The sequence below is a fragment of the uncultured Altibacter sp. genome (assembly GCF_963972995.1).
GTDB lineage: Bacteria > Bacteroidota > Bacteroidia > Flavobacteriales > Flavobacteriaceae > Altibacter.
Genome location: NZ_CAXAXI010000001.1, coordinates 193,369 through 211,880, shown reverse-complemented (window position 1 = coordinate 211,880; position 18,512 = coordinate 193,369). Strand labels below are relative to the sequence as shown.

20 protein-coding genes are annotated in these 18,512 nt (G+C 42.2%); 15 read left to right on the top strand and 5 right to left on the bottom strand.

The window, feature by feature from the left end; translation table 11 throughout:
* The 6 genes from AACZ11_RS01060 (at position 1) to rlmN (ending at position 5,841) form a co-directional block, all read left to right on the top strand.
* Positions 1-327, top strand: coding sequence for a nucleotide pyrophosphohydrolase (locus AACZ11_RS01060; protein ID WP_290629094.1), 327 nt, complete (start codon positions 1-3; stop codon positions 325-327).
* The gene (locus AACZ11_RS01055) at positions 327-569 is read left to right on the top strand and encodes a hypothetical protein (RefSeq protein WP_290629092.1); all 243 of its coding nucleotides are present in this window, start codon (positions 327-329) and stop codon (positions 567-569) included. The genes AACZ11_RS01060 and AACZ11_RS01055 overlap by 1 nt, the downstream gene beginning before the upstream one ends.
* Positions 566-1,798: a 3-phosphoshikimate 1-carboxyvinyltransferase gene (gene aroA / locus AACZ11_RS01050; protein ID WP_290629090.1), complete on the top strand. Its 1,233-nt coding sequence runs from the start codon at positions 566-568 to the stop codon at positions 1,796-1,798. Before AACZ11_RS01055 ends, aroA begins: the two co-directional genes overlap by 4 nt.
* 85 nt (positions 1,799-1,883) lie before the next feature.
* Positions 1,884-2,933, top strand: coding sequence for a tRNA preQ1(34) S-adenosylmethionine ribosyltransferase-isomerase QueA (queA, locus tag AACZ11_RS01045; protein ID WP_290629088.1), 1,050 nt, complete (start codon positions 1,884-1,886; stop codon positions 2,931-2,933).
* 128 nt (positions 2,934-3,061) lie between these two features.
* Positions 3,062-4,723: a T9SS type A sorting domain-containing protein gene (locus AACZ11_RS01040; RefSeq protein ID WP_290629086.1), complete on the top strand. Its 1,662-nt coding sequence runs from the start codon at positions 3,062-3,064 to the stop codon at positions 4,721-4,723.
* A gap of 77 nt (positions 4,724-4,800) precedes the next feature.
* A complete protein-coding gene (gene rlmN, locus AACZ11_RS01035; protein ID WP_290629084.1) occupies positions 4,801-5,841 on the top strand; it encodes a 23S rRNA (adenine(2503)-C(2))-methyltransferase RlmN in 1,041 nt (346 codons plus the stop codon).
* Between the two features lie 45 nt (positions 5,842-5,886).
* Here rlmN and AACZ11_RS01030 read toward each other — a convergent pair whose 3' ends face one another.
* Positions 5,887-6,738 (bottom strand): choice-of-anchor J domain-containing protein, encoded by an 852-nt coding sequence (locus AACZ11_RS01030; protein WP_339831224.1) that lies wholly within the window; start codon positions 6,736-6,738, stop codon positions 5,887-5,889.
* A 93-nt stretch (positions 6,739-6,831) separates the two neighbouring features.
* On the opposite strand from AACZ11_RS01030, the gene AACZ11_RS01025 reads away from it, so the two are divergent.
* From AACZ11_RS01025 to dnaG, 5 genes are all read left to right on the top strand, one after another.
* Positions 6,832-7,809, top strand: a complete 978-nt coding sequence (locus AACZ11_RS01025) for a polyprenyl synthetase family protein (RefSeq protein ID WP_290626974.1) — start codon at positions 6,832-6,834, stop codon at positions 7,807-7,809.
* Between the two features lie 103 nt (positions 7,810-7,912).
* The gene (locus tag AACZ11_RS01020) at positions 7,913-8,476 is read left to right on the top strand and encodes an RNA polymerase sigma factor (RefSeq protein WP_290626976.1); all 564 of its coding nucleotides are present in this window, start codon (positions 7,913-7,915) and stop codon (positions 8,474-8,476) included.
* Complete coding sequence (locus AACZ11_RS01015) at positions 8,463-9,239, top strand: hypothetical protein (protein WP_290626978.1); 777 nt, start codon at positions 8,463-8,465, stop codon at positions 9,237-9,239. Before AACZ11_RS01020 ends, AACZ11_RS01015 begins: the two co-directional genes overlap by 14 nt.
* 80 nt (positions 9,240-9,319) lie before the next feature.
* On the top strand, positions 9,320-10,378 hold the full coding sequence (locus tag AACZ11_RS01010) for a hypothetical protein (protein ID WP_290626980.1): 1,059 nt from the start codon (positions 9,320-9,322) through the stop codon (positions 10,376-10,378).
* A 107-nt stretch (positions 10,379-10,485) separates the two neighbouring features.
* The gene (dnaG, locus tag AACZ11_RS01005) at positions 10,486-12,447 is read left to right on the top strand and encodes a DNA primase (protein ID WP_290626982.1); all 1,962 of its coding nucleotides are present in this window, start codon (positions 10,486-10,488) and stop codon (positions 12,445-12,447) included.
* 1 nt (position 12,448) lies between these two features.
* On the opposite strand, the gene AACZ11_RS01000 is transcribed toward dnaG, so the two are convergent.
* Positions 12,449-13,081, bottom strand: a complete 633-nt coding sequence (locus AACZ11_RS01000; RefSeq protein ID WP_290626983.1) for a response regulator transcription factor — start codon at positions 13,079-13,081, stop codon at positions 12,449-12,451.
* 156 nt (positions 13,082-13,237) lie between these two features.
* Positions 13,238-14,029, bottom strand: a complete 792-nt coding sequence (gene nadE, locus AACZ11_RS00995; RefSeq protein ID WP_290627003.1) for an NAD(+) synthase — start codon at positions 14,027-14,029, stop codon at positions 13,238-13,240.
* A 105-nt stretch (positions 14,030-14,134) separates the two neighbouring features.
* Here nadE and gldB point away from each other — a divergent pair, with 105 nt between their 5' ends.
* Positions 14,135-15,097, top strand: a complete 963-nt coding sequence (gene gldB, locus AACZ11_RS00990; RefSeq protein WP_290627005.1) for a gliding motility lipoprotein GldB — start codon at positions 14,135-14,137, stop codon at positions 15,095-15,097.
* Complete coding sequence (gldC, locus tag AACZ11_RS00985; protein ID WP_290627007.1) at positions 15,097-15,432, top strand: gliding motility protein GldC; 336 nt, start codon at positions 15,097-15,099, stop codon at positions 15,430-15,432. Before gldB ends, gldC begins: the two co-directional genes overlap by 1 nt.
* Before the next feature lie 84 nt (positions 15,433-15,516).
* Here the strand turns inward: gldC and yihA are convergent, their stop codons facing one another.
* Both yihA and AACZ11_RS00975 read right to left on the bottom strand, forming a co-directional pair.
* Complete coding sequence (yihA, locus tag AACZ11_RS00980) at positions 15,517-16,122, bottom strand: ribosome biogenesis GTP-binding protein YihA/YsxC (RefSeq protein ID WP_290627009.1); 606 nt, start codon at positions 16,120-16,122, stop codon at positions 15,517-15,519.
* Between the two features lie 52 nt (positions 16,123-16,174).
* The gene (locus AACZ11_RS00975; protein ID WP_290627011.1) at positions 16,175-16,939 is read right to left on the bottom strand and encodes an alpha/beta hydrolase; all 765 of its coding nucleotides are present in this window, start codon (positions 16,937-16,939) and stop codon (positions 16,175-16,177) included.
* Positions 16,940-17,140: 201 nt separating this feature from the next.
* Between AACZ11_RS00975 and mraZ the strand changes: the two genes are divergently transcribed.
* On the top strand, positions 17,141-17,614 hold the full coding sequence (gene mraZ, locus AACZ11_RS00970) for a division/cell wall cluster transcriptional repressor MraZ (RefSeq protein ID WP_034261202.1): 474 nt from the start codon (positions 17,141-17,143) through the stop codon (positions 17,612-17,614).
* Entirely contained in the window at positions 17,601-18,497 is an 897-nt protein-coding gene (rsmH, locus tag AACZ11_RS00965; protein WP_290627014.1) for a 16S rRNA (cytosine(1402)-N(4))-methyltransferase RsmH, read from the top strand. Before mraZ ends, rsmH begins: the two co-directional genes overlap by 14 nt.
* Positions 18,498-18,512 lie beyond the last annotated feature (15 nt).

Below are 18,512 nucleotides of genomic sequence, written 5' to 3'. Positions count from 1 at the left end.
ATGCAATTGCAAGACGCCCAGTTAGCCGTAGATAGTTGGATCAAGAATCATGGCGTTCGGTATTTTAATGAATTGACAAACATGGCCCAGCTCACCGAAGAGGTGGGCGAGGTCGCTCGTATCATTGCCAGACGTTACGGAGAACAGAGCGAAAAGGAAAGTGATACCCAGAAGGATCTGGGAGAGGAATTGGCCGATGTAGTCTTTGTAGTGCTGTGTTTGGCCAACCAAACAGGGGTGAACCTTCAAGAGGCGTTCGATAAGAAATTGGCGCTTAAAGCGAAACGAGACCACGACAGACACCACGGAAACGAAAAACTTCTATAATGTTTAAAAAAGTTGTGACCTATCCCGGATTCTGGAAATCTGTGGTTTCCTTAGGACTGGCCTTTGTACTGCTGTTCCTTCTTATTAAATGGGCGATCGAAGGATTTTCGTTTGCCTATCTTACAGATAGTGATCCGTTATTCTTTATCCTCGGCACCTTGGCGGCCGGGTTTGTATATGGGTTTTTTGTAAGTTTTGGAAAGTTTAGCGTAAAATTGAAGGCTAAAGAGAACAGAGAATGACGGTGTTATTGCAAAAAACACAATTTCCTGCGCAATCGGTTTCTCTGACGATCACCGGTTCTAAGAGCGAATCGAATCGCTTGTTGATATTAAAAGCCCTCTTTCCGGATTTAAAATTAACAAACCTATCCAACAGCGATGATACCAAGGTCCTTCAGGTAGCGCTGCAGCAGCAAAGCGGAACTATCGATATCCATCATGCAGGAACTGCCATGCGATTCCTTGCGGCTTATTTTGCAAGTCGAGACGGGGTAGAGGTACTATTAACAGGCAGTGAGCGTATGCAACAACGACCTATTGGGATCTTGGTAGATGCATTACGGGATTTGGGAGCAGATATAACCTATACCCTGGCTGAGGGATTTCCTCCACTCCGTATCAAAGGGAGCGTACTCACCAGCAACTCGGTTAAAATTCATGCAAGCGTAAGCAGCCAATACATCACCTCTTTACTGCTTATTGCGCCCTCATTACCAAACGGACTCACACTACAGCTAGAAGGAACTGTCACCTCCATACCCTATATTGAAATGACTTTACAGCTTTTAAAAAAAATGGGTGTTTCGTGTTCTTTTTCTGAAAATACCATTCGGGTGGAAGCTGCTGCAAAGATCACTCCTGTTACCTTTGCAGTAGAATCCGATTGGAGTTCGGCGTCCTATTTTTATAGTTTGGTAGCTCTTTCTGAAGGATTGTCGGTCACGCTGAAACACTTTAAGGAAAACAGCTTGCAAGGAGATCGTGCGTTGGTTTCATTGTTTGAGACGTTAGGAGTTATTACCGTTTTTAATGCTTCGGAAGCATCGATCACACTTCGCAAACAGAAAGTTACGTTCCCGGATAGTCTATTGCTGCATCTCTCAGACACCCCGGATATTGCGCAAACAATAGCCGTTACGTGCTTCGGACTGGGAGTGGGGTGCCATCTCACAGGCTTGCATACCTTGAAGATCAAGGAAACCGACCGACTTTCAGCATTAAAGACTGAATTAGAAAAATTGGGGGCCTCCGTTGTAATCACCCAAGATTCGCTTACATTGACCTCTTCAGAAAAGATTCAAGAACAAGTCACTATCGAAACCTATAACGATCATAGAATGGCCATGGCTTTCGCCCCTTTAGGATTGAGAACAACAATACGCATTCAAGATCCGAAGGTGGTTTCTAAATCCTTTCCGGGATTTTGGGGAGATCTCGAAAAGTGCGGCATTTCAACCGATTTCCAATAATAAATACACTTTTACTTGACAACCCCTATGTGGAGGTTGTATATTTGCCACCTTTTAAAGTCAACAAAATATCGTCATTATGGGAATGAAACTGTCACATTTCAACTTCAATCTACCACCAGAATTACTTGCCGAATATCCTGCAGCAAATCGGGATGAGTCGCGGTTAATGGTACTTAATCGTAAGGAAAAGACCATAGAGCACAAGATGTTCAAGGATCTTATCGATTATTTTAAAGAAGATGATGTGCTGGTACTCAACAATACCAAGGTTTTTCCGGCACGCCTCTTTGGAAATAAGGAGAAAACGGGAGCGCGCATTGAGGTGTTCTTACTCCGGGAACTTAATTCGGAAACCCGTTTATGGGATGTACTCGTTGATCCCGCAAGAAAAATCCGTATTGGGAACAAACTTTATTTTGGTGATGATGAGTCCCTGGTTGCCGAAGTAATCGATAACACGACCTCGCGCGGTAGAACACTTCGTTTCTTATTTGACGGTTCTTACGAAGAATTTCGAAGCAAACTCACCGAACTTGGCGAAACTCCCTTGCCAAAATATATCAAACGAGAGGTAGAACCCGAGGACGCCGAAAGATATCAAACCATTTTCGCTAAGAAAGAAGGGGCTGTCGCCGCACCTACGGCAGGACTCCACTTTTCTAAACATCTTTTGAAACGTCTCGAGATCAAAGGTGTCAACTTTGCAGAGGTAACCCTTCATGTAGGTCTGGGAACTTTTAGCCCGGTAGAGGTGGAAGACCTGTCGAAGCATAAAATGGATTCGGAAGAGATCATCATTACGGAAGATGCTGTTCAAACAATCAATAAGGGGATTAAAACGAAACGTCGTGTTTGTGCTGTTGGAACTACGGTGATGCGAGCGCTGGAGAGTTCGGTGTCATCAGACCATACATTAAATGATTATAGCGGTTGGACCAATAAATTTATTTTTCCTCCGTATGATTTTAGCATCGCCAATTCAATGGTGACCAATTTCCATACACCAAAATCCACATTGCTAATGATGGTGTCGGCTTTTGCCGGTCATGACTTTATAAAGGAAGCCTATGCCGAAGCGATCAAAGAAAAATATAGGTTCTATACCTATGGTGATGCCATGTTGATCATTTAAATTTGGCTAAAGAATTTTAAAAAACCCTTGCTGTTTTCAGCAAGGGTTTTTTATTTCTAAACTTTTGGTTTTCAAATATCAAAATAAAAAAGTACCTTAGTATATTGTAGCAGCGCTAACGTCTTATTATGAAAAAACTTCTACTACTGTTTTTTATAGTATTGATTCCGGGGATGGATTATGCGCAGGATTTCGCTGAAGACATTCCTGTAAGTTGGCAATTGAACCTACAACAGCGAAATACACCTATAGAATTACCTCCGCTGGATCTTGAAGCCATACATGCCGAAGATGTTATCAATGACCTTGATAAAGGTCAGCCATGGCGCTATGGACTTACCCGACCCATAGTGATCGACATTGAAAGAGATGGAGTGTGGACTGTGCTTCCCAATAATGCGGGTAGGATCTGGCAGGTAGCGATCAAATCAACCGATGCAATAAATGTAAGTGTTAATCTGGATATGTTTTACATTCCTAAGGGTGGGCGTTTTTTTCTGTTCAACGGTGACCAATCTGACGTTTCTGTTCCGTATACCGATGCTTCAAATCGATCCAGTGCCAATTTAGGCTCATGGTTTCTTCAAGGAGATGTGGTGTGGTTAGAATATTTTGAACCACCTTCCGTTTCCGAAGAAGTTCAATTATCTGTAAAAAGCGTGATTCATGGCTATCGCATGGGTCACATCACATCCATTGCCCAAAATATTAGAGGTCTCAATGATTCCGGAAGTTGTAATTATGATGTGAATTGTTCTATTGGGGAAGACTTTGACGATCTAAAGGATGTTATTAAGAAAGCTGTTACATTACTGAATCTTGGGAATGGATACCTCTGTACTGCTTCTTTGGTGAATAATACCGCAGCCGATAAAACACCATTTCTGCTTACTGCCAACCATTGTCTTCAAGATAGCGATCCTGAATTCTGGTCGGTACGTTTTAATTGGATAAGCCCTACACCGGTGTGTGGGGAAGATGCTGAAAGTGCCGATATTCAAACAAACTTCACAATGAGTGGCGGCCAATTAAGAGCCAGCAGTTCGAAAAGTGATTTCGCACTGGTCGAACTTTTCAATACTATACCCGAATCTTGGGACATCGCTTTTGCCGGTTGGAACAATTCGGATGCAATGCCACGATTTGAAGTGGGAATACATCATCCTAACGGCGATATCATGAAAGTGTGTAGAGATGACAGTGGCGCTACTAAAGATGTCGCTTCAGGTACCGATGTTTGGCTTATAGGAGGCGGTGCTGCCGGTACAGGGAATGGTTGGGAGATTGGAACTACCGAGAGCGGCTCCTCCGGTTCACCACTTTTCAATGAGAAAGGACATATCATTGGTCAACTTTACGGCGGGCAATCCTTTTGCGACGGAACGAGTAACAACGGGCAATTTGATATTTATGGCCGATTCGCTGTTTCATGGGATTATGGCAATACACCAGAAACGCGCTTGAAGGATTGGCTGGATCCTATCAATAGCGGGCAGACCACAATAGAAACGCTACAGAATATTTTGAATGTGCAGGATATTGAACTTACCGGAACACTTGAGATATTTCCAAACCCCGCAAATACCTACATTACGGTCATGAATAGTCGGTATCCAAATCTTTCGTATCAATTCTTCAATGTGTTGGGACAAAAAATTATTTCGGGTGCTGTGTCCAACACCATGAATGTTATACCCGTGGCTTCTTTTGCGGAAGGAATCTATTTTCTCCGACTTAAGGATGAGGAATCCAATCAAGAGATCACTAAGAAGATTTTAATTCAAAAATAAGTACACCCCTTTTTCTGAATGCTAAAAAACTACTAAGACAGCCGTCTTAGTGCACAGGATACTGTATTTTTGCAACAATGATTTCAGAAAAGAAGGACATACGCGCATTATCCAAAGAAGAACTTCGAGTTTTTTTTGAAAGTATTGGGGATAAAGCCTTTCGTGGCAACCAAGTGTATGAGTGGCTTTGGGGAAAAGGCATTCATACTTTTGACCAAATGACGAATCTTTCAAAAGAGACAAGAGCACATCTGGAAGCAAATTTTGTGATCAATCACATACACGTTGACAGCCTGCAAAAAAGTAATGACGGCACAATTAAGAATGCCGTAAAATTACATGACGGTCTGGTGGTGGAATCTGTGTTAATACCTACAAAGAAACGTACAACTGCCTGTGTGTCTTCTCAGGTAGGATGCAGCTTAGACTGTAAATTTTGTGCGACTGCACGTCTAAAACGCATGCGGAATTTAAATCCTGATGAGATCTACGATCAAGTTGTGGCGATCGATCAAGAAAGCAAACTATATCACGACAGGCCCTTGTCCAATATTGTATTCATGGGCATGGGAGAACCGCTCATGAACTATAAGAACGTACTTGAGGCCATCGATAAGATCACTCATAAGGAAGGTTTGGGGATGTCCCCTAAACGTATCACACTCTCAACTTCGGGAGTACCTAAAATGATTAAGAAACTTGCAGACGATGAGGTAAAATTTCACTTGGCCGTTTCGTTGCATTCTGCAATCCAAGAGAAACGGGAACAAATCATGCCTTTTGCAAAGAGTTTTCACTTGGACGATCTTAGGGAGTCGCTGGAGTATTGGTATGACAAGACCCAGCGCAGGATTACTTATGAATATGTCGTTTGGAAAGGAATTAACGACGCAAGAGAAGATATTGAGGCATTGGTGCAATTTTGTAAGTATGTACCCTGTAAGGTGAACCTCATTGAGTACAATCCTATTGACGATGGGCAGTTTCAGCAGGCGTCATTAGAGGCCACCGAAGCCTATATTGCTGCACTGGAAAAGCATAGGATACCTGTTACGGTACGTCGCAGCCGCGGGAAGGATATTGATGCTGCCTGCGGGCAGCTCGCAAATAAGCAATAAAAAAGCGACCCTTGGGTCGCTTTTCTTTTTTTAAGTTCAAGAATGTTATTTCTTGATCACTTTAAATGATTTGCTTGCACCGTCAATGGTTACAGTCGCAATATACACGCCAGACTTTAAAGAAGCCATGTCCACTACGGCATTGGTAGTGTTCAATTTTTGAGCGATCACTTCTTGTCCTAAGATGTTGTAAAGCGCAACAGTTTGGATAGGCGCATTCGCTTTTAGGTTCAATCCATTGTTAGCATCTACAAAGTAGTTGAATCCTTGGAATGTTTCGTCACCTACGCTAAGCCCTTCTTCAACAACCAATCTGTCAATACCAATGTAGTTTGAGTTAGCACCAGTAGGACCAGCATCTGTAACCCAATAGCGAAATGCAAAAGTAGTTGCAGTTTCTCCCGCAGGAAGTCCGGAAACAACTACAGATTGTTGTGGCTCCCAAGTTTCAGGATAACCACCTTGAGTTAATCCTGGATTGATCTCTAATAAAAGACCAGTATACGAACCAACATCACCTGAAGTTGGTAACGTACCAGAACCATCAACATCTAGACGTACTTCCAATCTGTCAGGAAACGTACTTCCGGTTCCGGTTCTTGTGTAAAAAGTAATGATATCACCATTTTGCAACATAAGCGTTGGTGAAATCAAATAAAGGTCGATCAATGTACCAGCGGTAGCATTGAAGTTCATTCCTAAGTATGAAGTAGGATCACCGTCGAAAGCTGGAAACACCGTATCATTTCCTTGGAAAATATCTGTATTTGGACTATCGCTCACATTTACTACAGTATAATCTGTAAGTGTGGTTATATCGTCGAATCCTTCGTCGATAAGTTGTGCATTCATAGCAAAAGCAGCAAACATTGCTGCCAGTAAAGTAATTTTTTTCATTTTAATTGTTTTTAGAGAGTTATGAAGTATCAAAAATAAGAAATCTTAGTGAATTGTACGATACGTTTCGATTTTATTTATTTTTACTTCCAGATGAAAATAGTCTCTCAAATAAAGCAGCCCATCGAATTTGAGATGGAACTTTTTGAAAAAAAGTTCTCCGTGGCCATGTCTTCAAAGGTTTCGCTTTTAAATAGGATCACGCACTATGTGGTAAACAGAAAAGGCAAACAGATGCGTCCTATGTTCGTATTTCTAATCGCGAAAATGACCAACAACGGCGAAATAAATGACCGTACCTATCGGGGAGCTTCGGTGATCGAATTGATCCACACAGCCACCTTGGTTCATGACGACGTTGTAGATGACAGCAACCGCCGCCGTGGATTCTTTTCAATTAATGCGCTGTGGAAGAACAAGATCGCAGTTTTGGTAGGAGATTATTTGTTGTCCAAAGGGCTTTTACTTTCCATAGATAACAACGATTTCGACCTGCTAAAGATCATATCGGTGGCCGTACGGGAAATGAGCGAAGGCGAATTACTTCAAATTGAGAAGGCCCGAAAACTGGACATTACCGAGGCTGTATATTTCGACATTATTCGCCAAAAGACGGCCACCTTGATAGCTGCCTGCTGTGCCATGGGGGCACAATCTGTAAATGCGCCTAAAAAAGAAGTGGAATCGCTTCGCAAATTTGGGGAGCTTATTGGAACAGCCTTTCAAATAAAAGACGACCTCTTCGATTATGGCGAGGAGAAGATAGGCAAGCCCACAGGTATCGATATCAAGGAACAAAAAATGACCTTGCCGCTTATTTACGCCTTGAATACTGCTTCGGAAAAGGAAAAACGTTGGTTGATCAATTCAGTAAAAAATCACAATAAAGACAAAGAACGAGTTAAGGAGGTGATCGATTTTGTAAAAGAGATTGGCGGACTTTCCTACGCAGTCACCAAAATGAAGGAATATCAACAACAAGCACTTCAGATCCTGCAAACCTATCCCGACTCTCCCTATAAAGAATCGCTGGAGCTCATGGTGAATTACGTGATCGATCGAAAGAAGTGATTTTCAGAAACAATCCCTAACTCTCACATTTTTTTTACCTTCAGGCAACCTTTTCCTAAAATACTGCGTCTTTAATAATAGAAGCGTTTAAAAAACGAAGTTTGTGAAGATCGTATCCTTACATAAGAACTATAGTAAATTGATCGCCAAAGCAGGGAAAGGTGACCGCAGGGCACAACACGACCTTTATGAACTTTTTGCGCCTAAGATGCTGAGCGTTTGCAGACAATACCTCAAGAATACCGAACAGGCCGAGGATGTCATGCTTACAGGTTTCATGAAGGTGTTCAAGTATTTACACACCTATACGGCACAAGGAAGTTTTGAAGGATGGATACGCCGTATTATGGTAAACGAATCCATTTCGCAACTACGTAAGGAAAAAAAACTGGGCTTCACTGCTGAAACCGAGATCGAGAATTCCTTAGATCATGTGGCCTATATCGAGACTGCGTTGGAAGTAGAGGAAATACAGAAAATGATAGATGCACTTCCGGATGGCTACAAGACCGTTTTTGTATTGTATGCCGTGGAAGGATACAAACACAGTGAAATCGCCGAATTATTAGAGATAAGTGAAAGTACCTCGAAATCGCAATTATTCAAGGCTAGAAAAATGCTTCAGTCGAAGTTAGAACCAAATACAATTAGTTATGGCACCCATTAAATTTGAAGAGAATATTAGAGAGAAGTTGCAAGAACGGGAGCTGTCACCGTCCAAAGATGCATGGAGCAAGCTGGAAGCACAACTGGATGCTCAAGAGCCAAAAAAGCGGACAACCACAGTATGGTTTGCCGTGGCAGCCGCGGTCGTTACTTTGCTGGTCGTGGGAGCATTGGTCTATAACCCTTTTTTAAAAGAGCATAATGCCATTGTCGTAGAAGAAAATCCTTCAGAAGAGCGCAGTGCAGAACCAACAGAATTTGCACAACCTAACGAGAATGTAGTTGTGGAAATCGCTTCAGAAACGAGTACTTCGGAAGAGCGCGAAGCCGAAGAAGTTTCAGTCACCGAAAGTATCCCGCGTGTCAATAAAAATACAAGACCGGAGCGTCGTACTATTTCTTCCGAAGCAGTCGCACAGGTTTCAAAAGATCTTAAAAAAGAAGCTACTACTGCGGAAGCTGTCGCGGTCGAGCAAAAATCCTTCGAGGATGCCAAGGCAGAGGAGGTCATCCATGAACTTAAAAAATTAAAAGAATCGAATATCGAGATCAGTATAGAGGAGGTCGATGCGCTTTTGGCCAAGGCGCAACGGGAGATACAAACCCGGCGTATCCTTACGGAGAGCACACAAAAAGTAGATGCTGCAGCATTGCTTTTGGATGTGGAACTGGAGTTGGAACGTAGCTTTAGGGACAAGGTATTCGACGCATTGGGAGATGGTTTTGAGAAGATCCGAACCGCCGTCACCGAACGAAACAATTAACAATCATTCATCAATCAAGCTTTTCTCATCCCTCTCCGGGCGGGAGGGATGCCGGAAGAGCACTAAATCAAAATCACAGTATGAAAACTAGTACGTATTGCATCGCAGCGGTGCTTTGGGCTATCGCTATGTCTTTTAGTATGGCGCAGGAAACCGATCAAGAGAACACCATCGAGTTTTTGAAGGCCACCAAAGAACGCATCATCAATGAAGAAAAGGACGCGTTAAAACAAGAGGTCGAACAAATTAATCGTAAGTTGGAAGATGAGGAGATCTCTTATGAGGAAGCGGAAACATTAAAGAATGAAGCCGCCGAGAAACGGGCTATGAATATCGAGAACCGACTCGCAATTGTTGATAATAAGATCGCTTTGATACAACGAAATGGAGTGGAAGAGGAGGAAGACAGCATTATTGTTATTGGTCTCGGCAAAGACGGTGAAACCGGGAGATCGATTTTTGGTATTCAATTTAACACATCGAATGAGAGAAAATATGACCGACGTACCTATAGCGATTTTGTGTTGGCCGTGGGTTTGAACAATGTGATCACAAAAGGGGAGTCGCTAAACGACAGCGATTTTAAAATTGGTGGCAGCCGATTTGCTGAGATTGGTTGGGCGTGGAAAACACGTGTTTTTGACGAAAGTAACTGGCTTCGTATTAAATACGGGTTCTCTTTTCAGTTCAACGGATTGAAACCTACCGACAATCGGTTTTTTGTAGATACCGGAACTCAAACTGAACTGCAAGAATTTCCGGAGGAGCTGGACAAATCGAAGTTCAGAATAGATAATCTTGTATTTCCGGTCCACTTCGAATTAGGGCCATCTAAAAAGATAGAAGGAGAAAATTATTTTCGATATTCAACCTATAATAAGGTAAAGGTTGGAATAGGAGGCTATGCCGGATTCAAACTTAGTTCACGCCAGAAATTAAAGTATACAGCCGATGGTGAGGATGTAAAGGAAAAGCTTAAGGCCGATTATAATACCAATAATTTCATATACGGTTTGAGTGCCTATGTGGGTTGGCGTGAGACAGCCTTGTATGTGAAGTACGATTTAAATACCATTTTTAAAGATAATCCAACAGAAATGCGCAACGTTTCTCTAGGGTTACGATTTGATATGGATTAACGAACCTTCTATTTTATTTTGATTTAAAGCTCCTGTAAAGGGGCTTTTTTCTGTGTATAGAAGTGTAAATATTTAATAGTATTTTTACAGAAAATACATTCAGTCCATTGATCTCAAAAACCACTATCGATTCAGTATTCGAAACCGCCCGCGTGGAGGAGGTTATTGGAGATTTTGTGCAGCTAAAGAAATCGGGGAGTAACTTTAAGGGTTTGAGTCCGTTTAGTGATGAACGCACCCCCAGTTTTATGGTATCACCCGTTAAACAGATCTGGAAGGATTTTTCAAGCGGAAAAGGAGGGAATGTCGTGGCATTCCTAATGGAACACGAGCATTTCACCTATCCTGAAGCGATCAAGTATCTGGCGAAAAAATACGGGATCGAGATTGAAGAGACACAGCAAACCAACGAAGAAAAAGAATCGGCTAACGAGCGCGAGAGTCTATATCTTGTAAGTGAATTTGCCAAAGCGTATTTTCATACAACCTTGCTTAAAACAGAGGAAGGCAAAGCCATAGGCCTTTCTTATTTCAAAGAACGAGGCTTCACGGAAGAGACGATCAAGAAATTTGAATTAGGATATTCACCCAACTCCTGGGAGGCATTTACAAGTCATGCCATTAAGAAAGGATATCAGCTTGAATATCTTGAAAAGACCGGACTCACAATTGTTAAAGAAGAGAAGCAGTTCGATCGTTTCAAAGGCCGGGTGCTATTTCCTATTCTTAGTTTAAGCGGAAGGACGCTTGGTTTTGGCGGAAGGATACTCACCAATGACAAGAAGGCAGCGAAATATCTTAACTCGCCCGAAAGTGATATTTACCACAAGAGCAAAGTGCTTTATGGGATCTATCATGCAAAACAAAGCATCGCGAAAGAAGATAATTGCTATTTAGTAGAAGGATATACCGATGTCATCCAATTCTATCAAAAAGGGATACACAACGTGGTGTCATCTTCGGGTACAGCCCTCACTCCGGAACAGATTCGTTTGATCAACAGACTTACAAAAAATATTACCCTGTTGTTCGATGGTGACGCCGCAGGCGTACGTGCCTCCTTACGAGGTGTAGACCTCATTTTGGAGCAAGGGATGAATGTAAAGATATGTACGTTTCCCGCGGGTGAGGATCCGGATAGTTTTGCTCGCAGTAATTCACTTGAAGAAATCACGCTTTATCTTGAAGAACACAGTCAGGATTTTATCAATTTTAAGGCCTCACTCTTGGCTTCCGAAGCTAAGAACGATCCGGTAAAGAAGGCAGATACTATTCGGGATATGGTACTAAGTATCTCGAAGATTCCGGATGTTATTAAGCGCGAAGTATACATTCAAGAATGTGCTAGGCGAATGGATATAAGCGAAGCGGTCTTATTCAATACTTTGGCACAGATCCTTCAGAAGGACAAAAGGGATGCAGCCAAGAAAACGCCACAGGAGTCGGGTGAGATGCAGGTTGTTGCTTCAGAGAGTAAACCGGTTGCTAAAGTCGACGTCCAATTTGAGTTGGAACGCAAACTCATTGAATTGTTACTTCTCTACGGAAAAGAGGAGGAAGACTTTGAGGAAATTTTGCTCGAAACCGATGAGAAAGGAGCCATTGCGTTAAAACCGGAGACCCATAAAGCCAAAGTATATGAAAAGATCTATTTGGACCTACAGGATGATGAGATCGAATTTGCGAATGACACTTTTAAAGAAGTGTATTATGCAATAATCAATAAATTGACTCAAGACACCAATTTTCAGATCAATACCTTAGTAAACGAACTTGAACCCGGACCCGCCGAAACGATCTCTCACATTCTCATGGAAGAAGAAAAGTACCAATTACACAATTGGGAGGGTAAGGATATTTATGTGAAGGAAAAAAATACCTCGATTGCTCAAGTAGTGAGTGAGACCATTTTAAATCTACGAAGATTTTTGGTTTCACAGAAGATCAATGAACTTTCCAATGAAATTAAGGATGGCGACAGTGCCGATAAAGAAACAAGACTTCAAGATATTGTAGATTACATTACCTTGAAAAAGGTTCTTTCTGAAAAATTGAACCGGGTGCTGTAATTTACCCGAATTGAAACATTCTGGACTGGTGGATAAGATCTGCCAAGTTATCCACCTTTAACTTTTTTAACAAGCGGGTCTTGTACGTGCTTACAGTTTTCTCATTAATGTTAAGTGCGTTGGCAATATCTTTATTGCGTTTGCCGCTGGATAGTAAATTCAAAACTTCGATCTCTCTGGAAGATAATTTTTTGTACCGGCTTATGGCACTCGTTTCACCCACATTACGGCTTGTAAAGGTAGACGTTAGTTCTTCATTGAGGAAGATACCGCCTTTCGCAATTTGTTTAAGAGCTTTTAAGAATACTTTAGTGGATGCAGTTTTTGGAACGTAACCGGCTGCACCGGATTTTATAGATCGCAAGGCATATATCTCTTCGGGATGTGTGGAGAAGATAAGAACGCGCATATTTGGAAACTCGGTTTTGATCCCTCGCAAGGCATTTATACCATTCAAATTAGGCATGTCGATCTCCATGATAAGAATATCTGGTTGTTCTTCTTGTAAGTTCTTATACAATTCGTCACCGTTGTTGGCTTTCCCGATGATGGTGTAGTTGCTGTTCTTTTTTAACATACAGGCGATCCCTTTCCGGGTCACTGGATGATGATCTGCAATAATGATTTTCTTCATTTTATAGTCTTTAACGATGCGAAAGACACTTAAAACAATTGCGATGCTAAAAGTGTGAGGTTTTTGTAATATTTATACTACAAATCAAAACTAAAAAAAAGTTAAACTACTTAAGATTAATTTCGTCCAACAACACGAAAACTCGTTAAATAACGGTTAACTTTTTAGAGAGGGGGGTATTTCGCAGATTGGAATGGGTTTCATTTTGTGCTGGTTGGCAGAATTGAGTCTGGTGAAGATCTCAAAAACCATTTTTTGACGTCCGGAAAAGTCACTTAATACCTTTCCTTCATCTTTCATTTTCATGGCCCACTCCAATTCGTCATAACTGGCACCAATTTGATCCTCATCGGTACGACTGTCACCAAATAAGCCGTCGGTTGGAGCTGCTTTTAAAATAGAGTCGGGGACGTTTAAATACCTTCCAAGTGTATAGACCTCGCTTTTAAGCAGATCTGCGATGGGGCTTAAGTCTACACCGCCATCACCGTATTTGGTGTAAAAACCAACCCCAAAATCCTCTACTTTGTTTCCGGTCCCGCATACCAGATAGCGATGCAGTCCTGCAAAATAGTATAAGGTTGTCATGCGTAAACGAGCGCGTGTATTGGCGAGACTAAGATCTAAATGTGTATCGTTCAGCGTGAATGGAGCTTGCTTTTTAAAACTTTCAAAGACCGGAGTGAGATCCACGCGTACGTCACTCACATTTGCAAATTGTTGTTTGAGCAAGGCAATATGCGCTTCTCCTCTCACCACTTGACTTTGCGCCTGGTGGATGGGCATTTCAACACAAAGCGTTCGCAAACCGGTTCGTGCACAAAGGCTTGAGGTTACCGCAGAATCGATACCGCCACTAATGCCTACTACGAAGCCTTCCATTTTTGCAGTCACGGCATACTGTTTTAGCCAATTTACAATGTGGTCCACTACTTTTTCTGTGTGCATTTTCTACGGTTTAATCGTTTATAATAATACCTTTGCCACACAAAAGTACGCTAAAAGTAAAATTTAAAAAAGGGAATGACGTTAAAGACAAGCCAAACCCACAGTATGATGAAATATTTCATTTTCATTGCGCTCGCCATGCCTTTTCTAGCCTGTGAAACGAAATCAGAGAAGGCAGATGAGATCGAAAAGATCCCGGTAGATCTTACCATTGTTCGATTCGACAAAACCTTCGCGAATGCTTCGGTCGCAGATCTTCCAAGTCTTAAAGCAACCTACCCGCTGTTCTTTCCGGAACAATACGCAGACAGCATTTGGGTGCAACGGATGCAAGACACACTTCAGCAGCAATTGCACAGCGAAGTAGTACAACGTTTCCCGGACAATTCAGTCTTGGAAGACGACCTCACTCCGCTTTTTCAGCATATAAAATACTATTTTCCACAGTTTGAAACACCTAAGGTCTATACCACGACATCGGATGTTGATTACCGAAACAAGGTGATCGCAACAGACAGCTTACTCATTATCGCCCTAGACACGTATTTGGGGGAAGCACATCCCTTTTATGAAGGCATTCAAAGATATACAGTAAAGAATATGAAGCCGTCTCAAATCCCTGTGGACGTTGCCGAAGCGTATGCGCAAAGGTATGTCGCACCGCCGCGAGACCGGAGCTTGCTTTCGTTTATGATCTACTACGGAAAAATTCTGTATCTCAAGGATTTGTGGTTGCCCAAGGTTTCCAATGCCGAAAAACTGGGATATACCGAAGCCGAATACCAATGGGTCGAAGACAATGAGGTCGATATGTGGCGCTATTTCGTGGAGAATGAATTATTATATAGTACCGATCCAAAGTTGCCGCCGCGCTTTATCAATCCGGCGCCATTTTCTAAATTCTATCTCGAGATCGACAACGAATCACCCGGCATGACCGGAAGATATTTAGGATGGCAGATCGTGGCATCCTATATGGAGAACAACGCGGCAAGCCTTCAGCAACTAAGCATCCTTGAGGCCGAAGAGATCTTTAAAAATTCTAAATACAAACCAAAAAAGAACTAATGGCAGTACATACTTCAGAAATAAAAATTCAAGTAGATCTTGATGAGAACAAGATTCCTGAGAATCTTCAATGGACCGCCGAAGATGGAGGGATCACTAACGAAGCGGCCAAAGCTATATTCTTGTCGGTTTGGGACCATAAGGCCAAAGAAGCGCTTCGTATAGACCTTTGGACCAAGGACATGCCGTTGGACGAAATGAAGATCTTTTTCCATCAAACCTTAACGGCCATGGCAGATACCTTTGAGCGTGCAACATCCGATGAAAAGATGAGTGCGACCATGCGGGATTTTTGCCATTATTTTGCCGAAAAACTTGAGCTGAAAAAAGAATAGGTCTAAATTGAATTAGCCCATGGAGACGTAAAGAATCCCTCTGAAACTTCAGGTTTTCTTGTGCTGAAGTTTTTGTTGCGCCATTTAGGCGCTGTGAATGGAATCGTTGATGGAATCGATATACTGAAGCAACTCATCCCGCCCTTCGGATGAAGTAGCTGAAGTGACAAAATATTGCGGCGCTTCTTCCCACGTTTCCAACAATTTCTGCAGATAAGCTTCTATATTTCTAGAGAGGGCCTTCGGTTTTAATTTATCGGCTTTGGTAAATACAATAGAAAAAGGAATTTGATTTTCGCCCATCCAGTGCATGAATTCCAGATCTATAGTTTGAGGTTCATGACGGCAATCGACGAGTACAAAGGCCGAAACCAATTGTTCTCGCTTACTAAAATAGTTCGTGATAAATTTTTGAAAGGTCTTTTTGGCTGTTTTGGAAACACGCGCATAGCCATAACCGGGAAGATCGACCAAATACCAGTTCTTGTTGACTAGAAAATGATTGATCAACTGGGTTTTCCCGGGACGTCCGCTCGTTTTGGCCAAACTTTTTCGTTGCATCAACATGTTGATCAACGACGATTTCCCAACATTAGAGCGACCAATAAAGGCATATTCGGGCAGGCGGTCTTTAGGACATTTAGCAACATCGCTGTTGCTCATTACAAATTCTGCCGATTTGATCTGCATGCTCTAATTTTTACGTTCTTAATTAAAGTAGAAATATCCTAACGGATCAATTCTAAAAATTGCGCTCTTGAAGCCAAGCAAAAAGAAGCTCATTGAATGTTTCCGGATGTTCCATCATAGCGGCATGACCACATTTGGCGATCCAAAAAAGATCGGAGTCCGGAAGCAAATCATGAAATTCCTTGGCAACTTCCGGTGGGGTAACATTGTCATCCTCACCCCAAATGATACAGGTGGGTGTGCTCATGTGAGGTAGGTCTTTGGACATGTTGTGACGAATAGCGCTTTTAGCAATGGCTAGGGTTCTAATTAATTTGTTGCGGTCGTTCACAGTGGCGTACACCTCGTCTACAATCTCTTTCGTCGCAACCTTAGGGTCATAGAATACATTTTCGGCCTTTTTCTGGATGTAATCGTAGTCACCTCGCTTAGGATAACTCTCGCCCATGGCACTTTCGTACAAACCCGAACTACCTGTGATGACGAGGGCTTTTATCTTTTCGGGATATAGTTTTGCGCACAGCAAACCAATATGTCCACCCAACGAATTTCCCAACAAGATCACATCTTTGAATCCTTTATGGTCAATGAATTCTGAAACGTATTTAGCAAAATTCTTTACGTTCGTCTTTAAAAGGGACATCTTGTAGATGGGTAATTCGGGGATCAATACCTTATATCCTTTCGGTGGGAAAAATTGGGTCACCCCGTCAAAATTACTTAGCCCTCCCATAAGTCCGTGAAGCACAATGATTGGGGTTCCTTCGCCCAATTCTAAGTAATTAAATTTTCCTTCTTTCTTTAGCTGGTTCGTCATTGTGGTTAATGCAATTAACAAAGGCAAAAGTACACAAATTTATTTCACTGATTCAATTTATAATTCCCTGCTCACATTTCCTCACACACCCTTTAAATAGATTTGGAGTGGTAAAACTTATCAACAATGTGGTAAATTGTGGTAAATTGTGGGAAAAGTTCTCTATATTTGAATTTAAAATTTTGTTAAAGAACACCTCTCATGGTCAATCTTATAGGGACATACGAGTGTAAAGCCGACGTGAAAGGAAGGCTTATGGTGCCTGCTCCATTGAAGAAGCAGCTCACCCCTGTAATGACTGAGGGATTTGTAATTAAGCGAGCGGTTTTTCAACCGTGCCTTGAAATGTATCCCATGAACGAATGGAATGCATTAATGCAAAAGATGGGTGAGCTCAATCGATTCAACCGTAAGAACAACGATTTTATAAGAAGGTTTACTGCCGGTGTAAAAACTGTAGAACTGGATGCTACCGGCCGACTTCTTATCCCAAAGGATTTGTTGTCATTTGCGGGAATCACTAAAGAAATTGTCATCTCTACTGCGATCAACATTGTGGAGATATGGGATAAAGAAAAGTACGAACAAGCCATTGACGACGCTGCCAACGATTTTGCAGATCTGGCTGAAGAAGTAATGGGAGATGCAAGCGATGCTGCTCATGGAATATCATAAACCGGTATTATTAAAAGAAACGGTTGACGGTTTGAACATCCGCCCCAACGGGGTCTATGTGGATGTAACTTTTGGCGGCGGCGGTCACTCCAGAGAAATTCTTTCGCGACTGGATGAAAACGGAACTTTGATCGCGTTCGATCAAGATAAAGACGCGCTTGAGAATGCTATCGACGACCCGAGATTTTTATTGATCAATCAGAATTTCAGGTTTCTCAAGCGCTTCTTACGTTTTCATGGCTACAAGCAAGTCGATGGTATTTTAGGGGACTTTGGAGTCTCTTCCCATCAATTCGATGTAGCCGAACGAGGGTTCTCTACACGATTTGAGGCCAATTTGGATATGCGTATGGACCAGAATAGTGCATTTTCGGCGTACGATGTGGTCAATAAATATGAGGAGGCTCAATTGCGAAGCGTCTTATTCCAATATGGCGAATTGCGAGCGGCTCCCGGAATGGCACGAGTGATCGTGGCAGCCAGGGCCAAAGAGCCCATAAAGACCAGTGAGCAGTTGAAGCAGGCTTTAGGGCGGTTTCTTCCAAAGCATAAAGAGAACAAGATCCTCGCGCAGATCTATCAAGCGATTCGCATTGAGGTTAACCAGGAGCTGGAAGCTCTAAAAGAATTTTTATTACAAACGCAAGAAGTACTTCGTCCGGGAGGTCGTCTTAGTTTAATAAGCTATCACTCCTTGGAAGATCGATTGGTAAAACGATTCATTCGGAATGGATTGTTTGAAGGAGAGCCGGAGAAGGATGTCTTCGGAAGGGTGGAAGTACCCTTCAAAGCAGTAGGAAAGTTTAGTATTCCTTGCAAAGCAGAAATAGAAATGAACAACCGCGCTCGAAGTGCCAAGCTTCGTGTTGCAGAAAAACTTTAATAACCAAGGAACAAG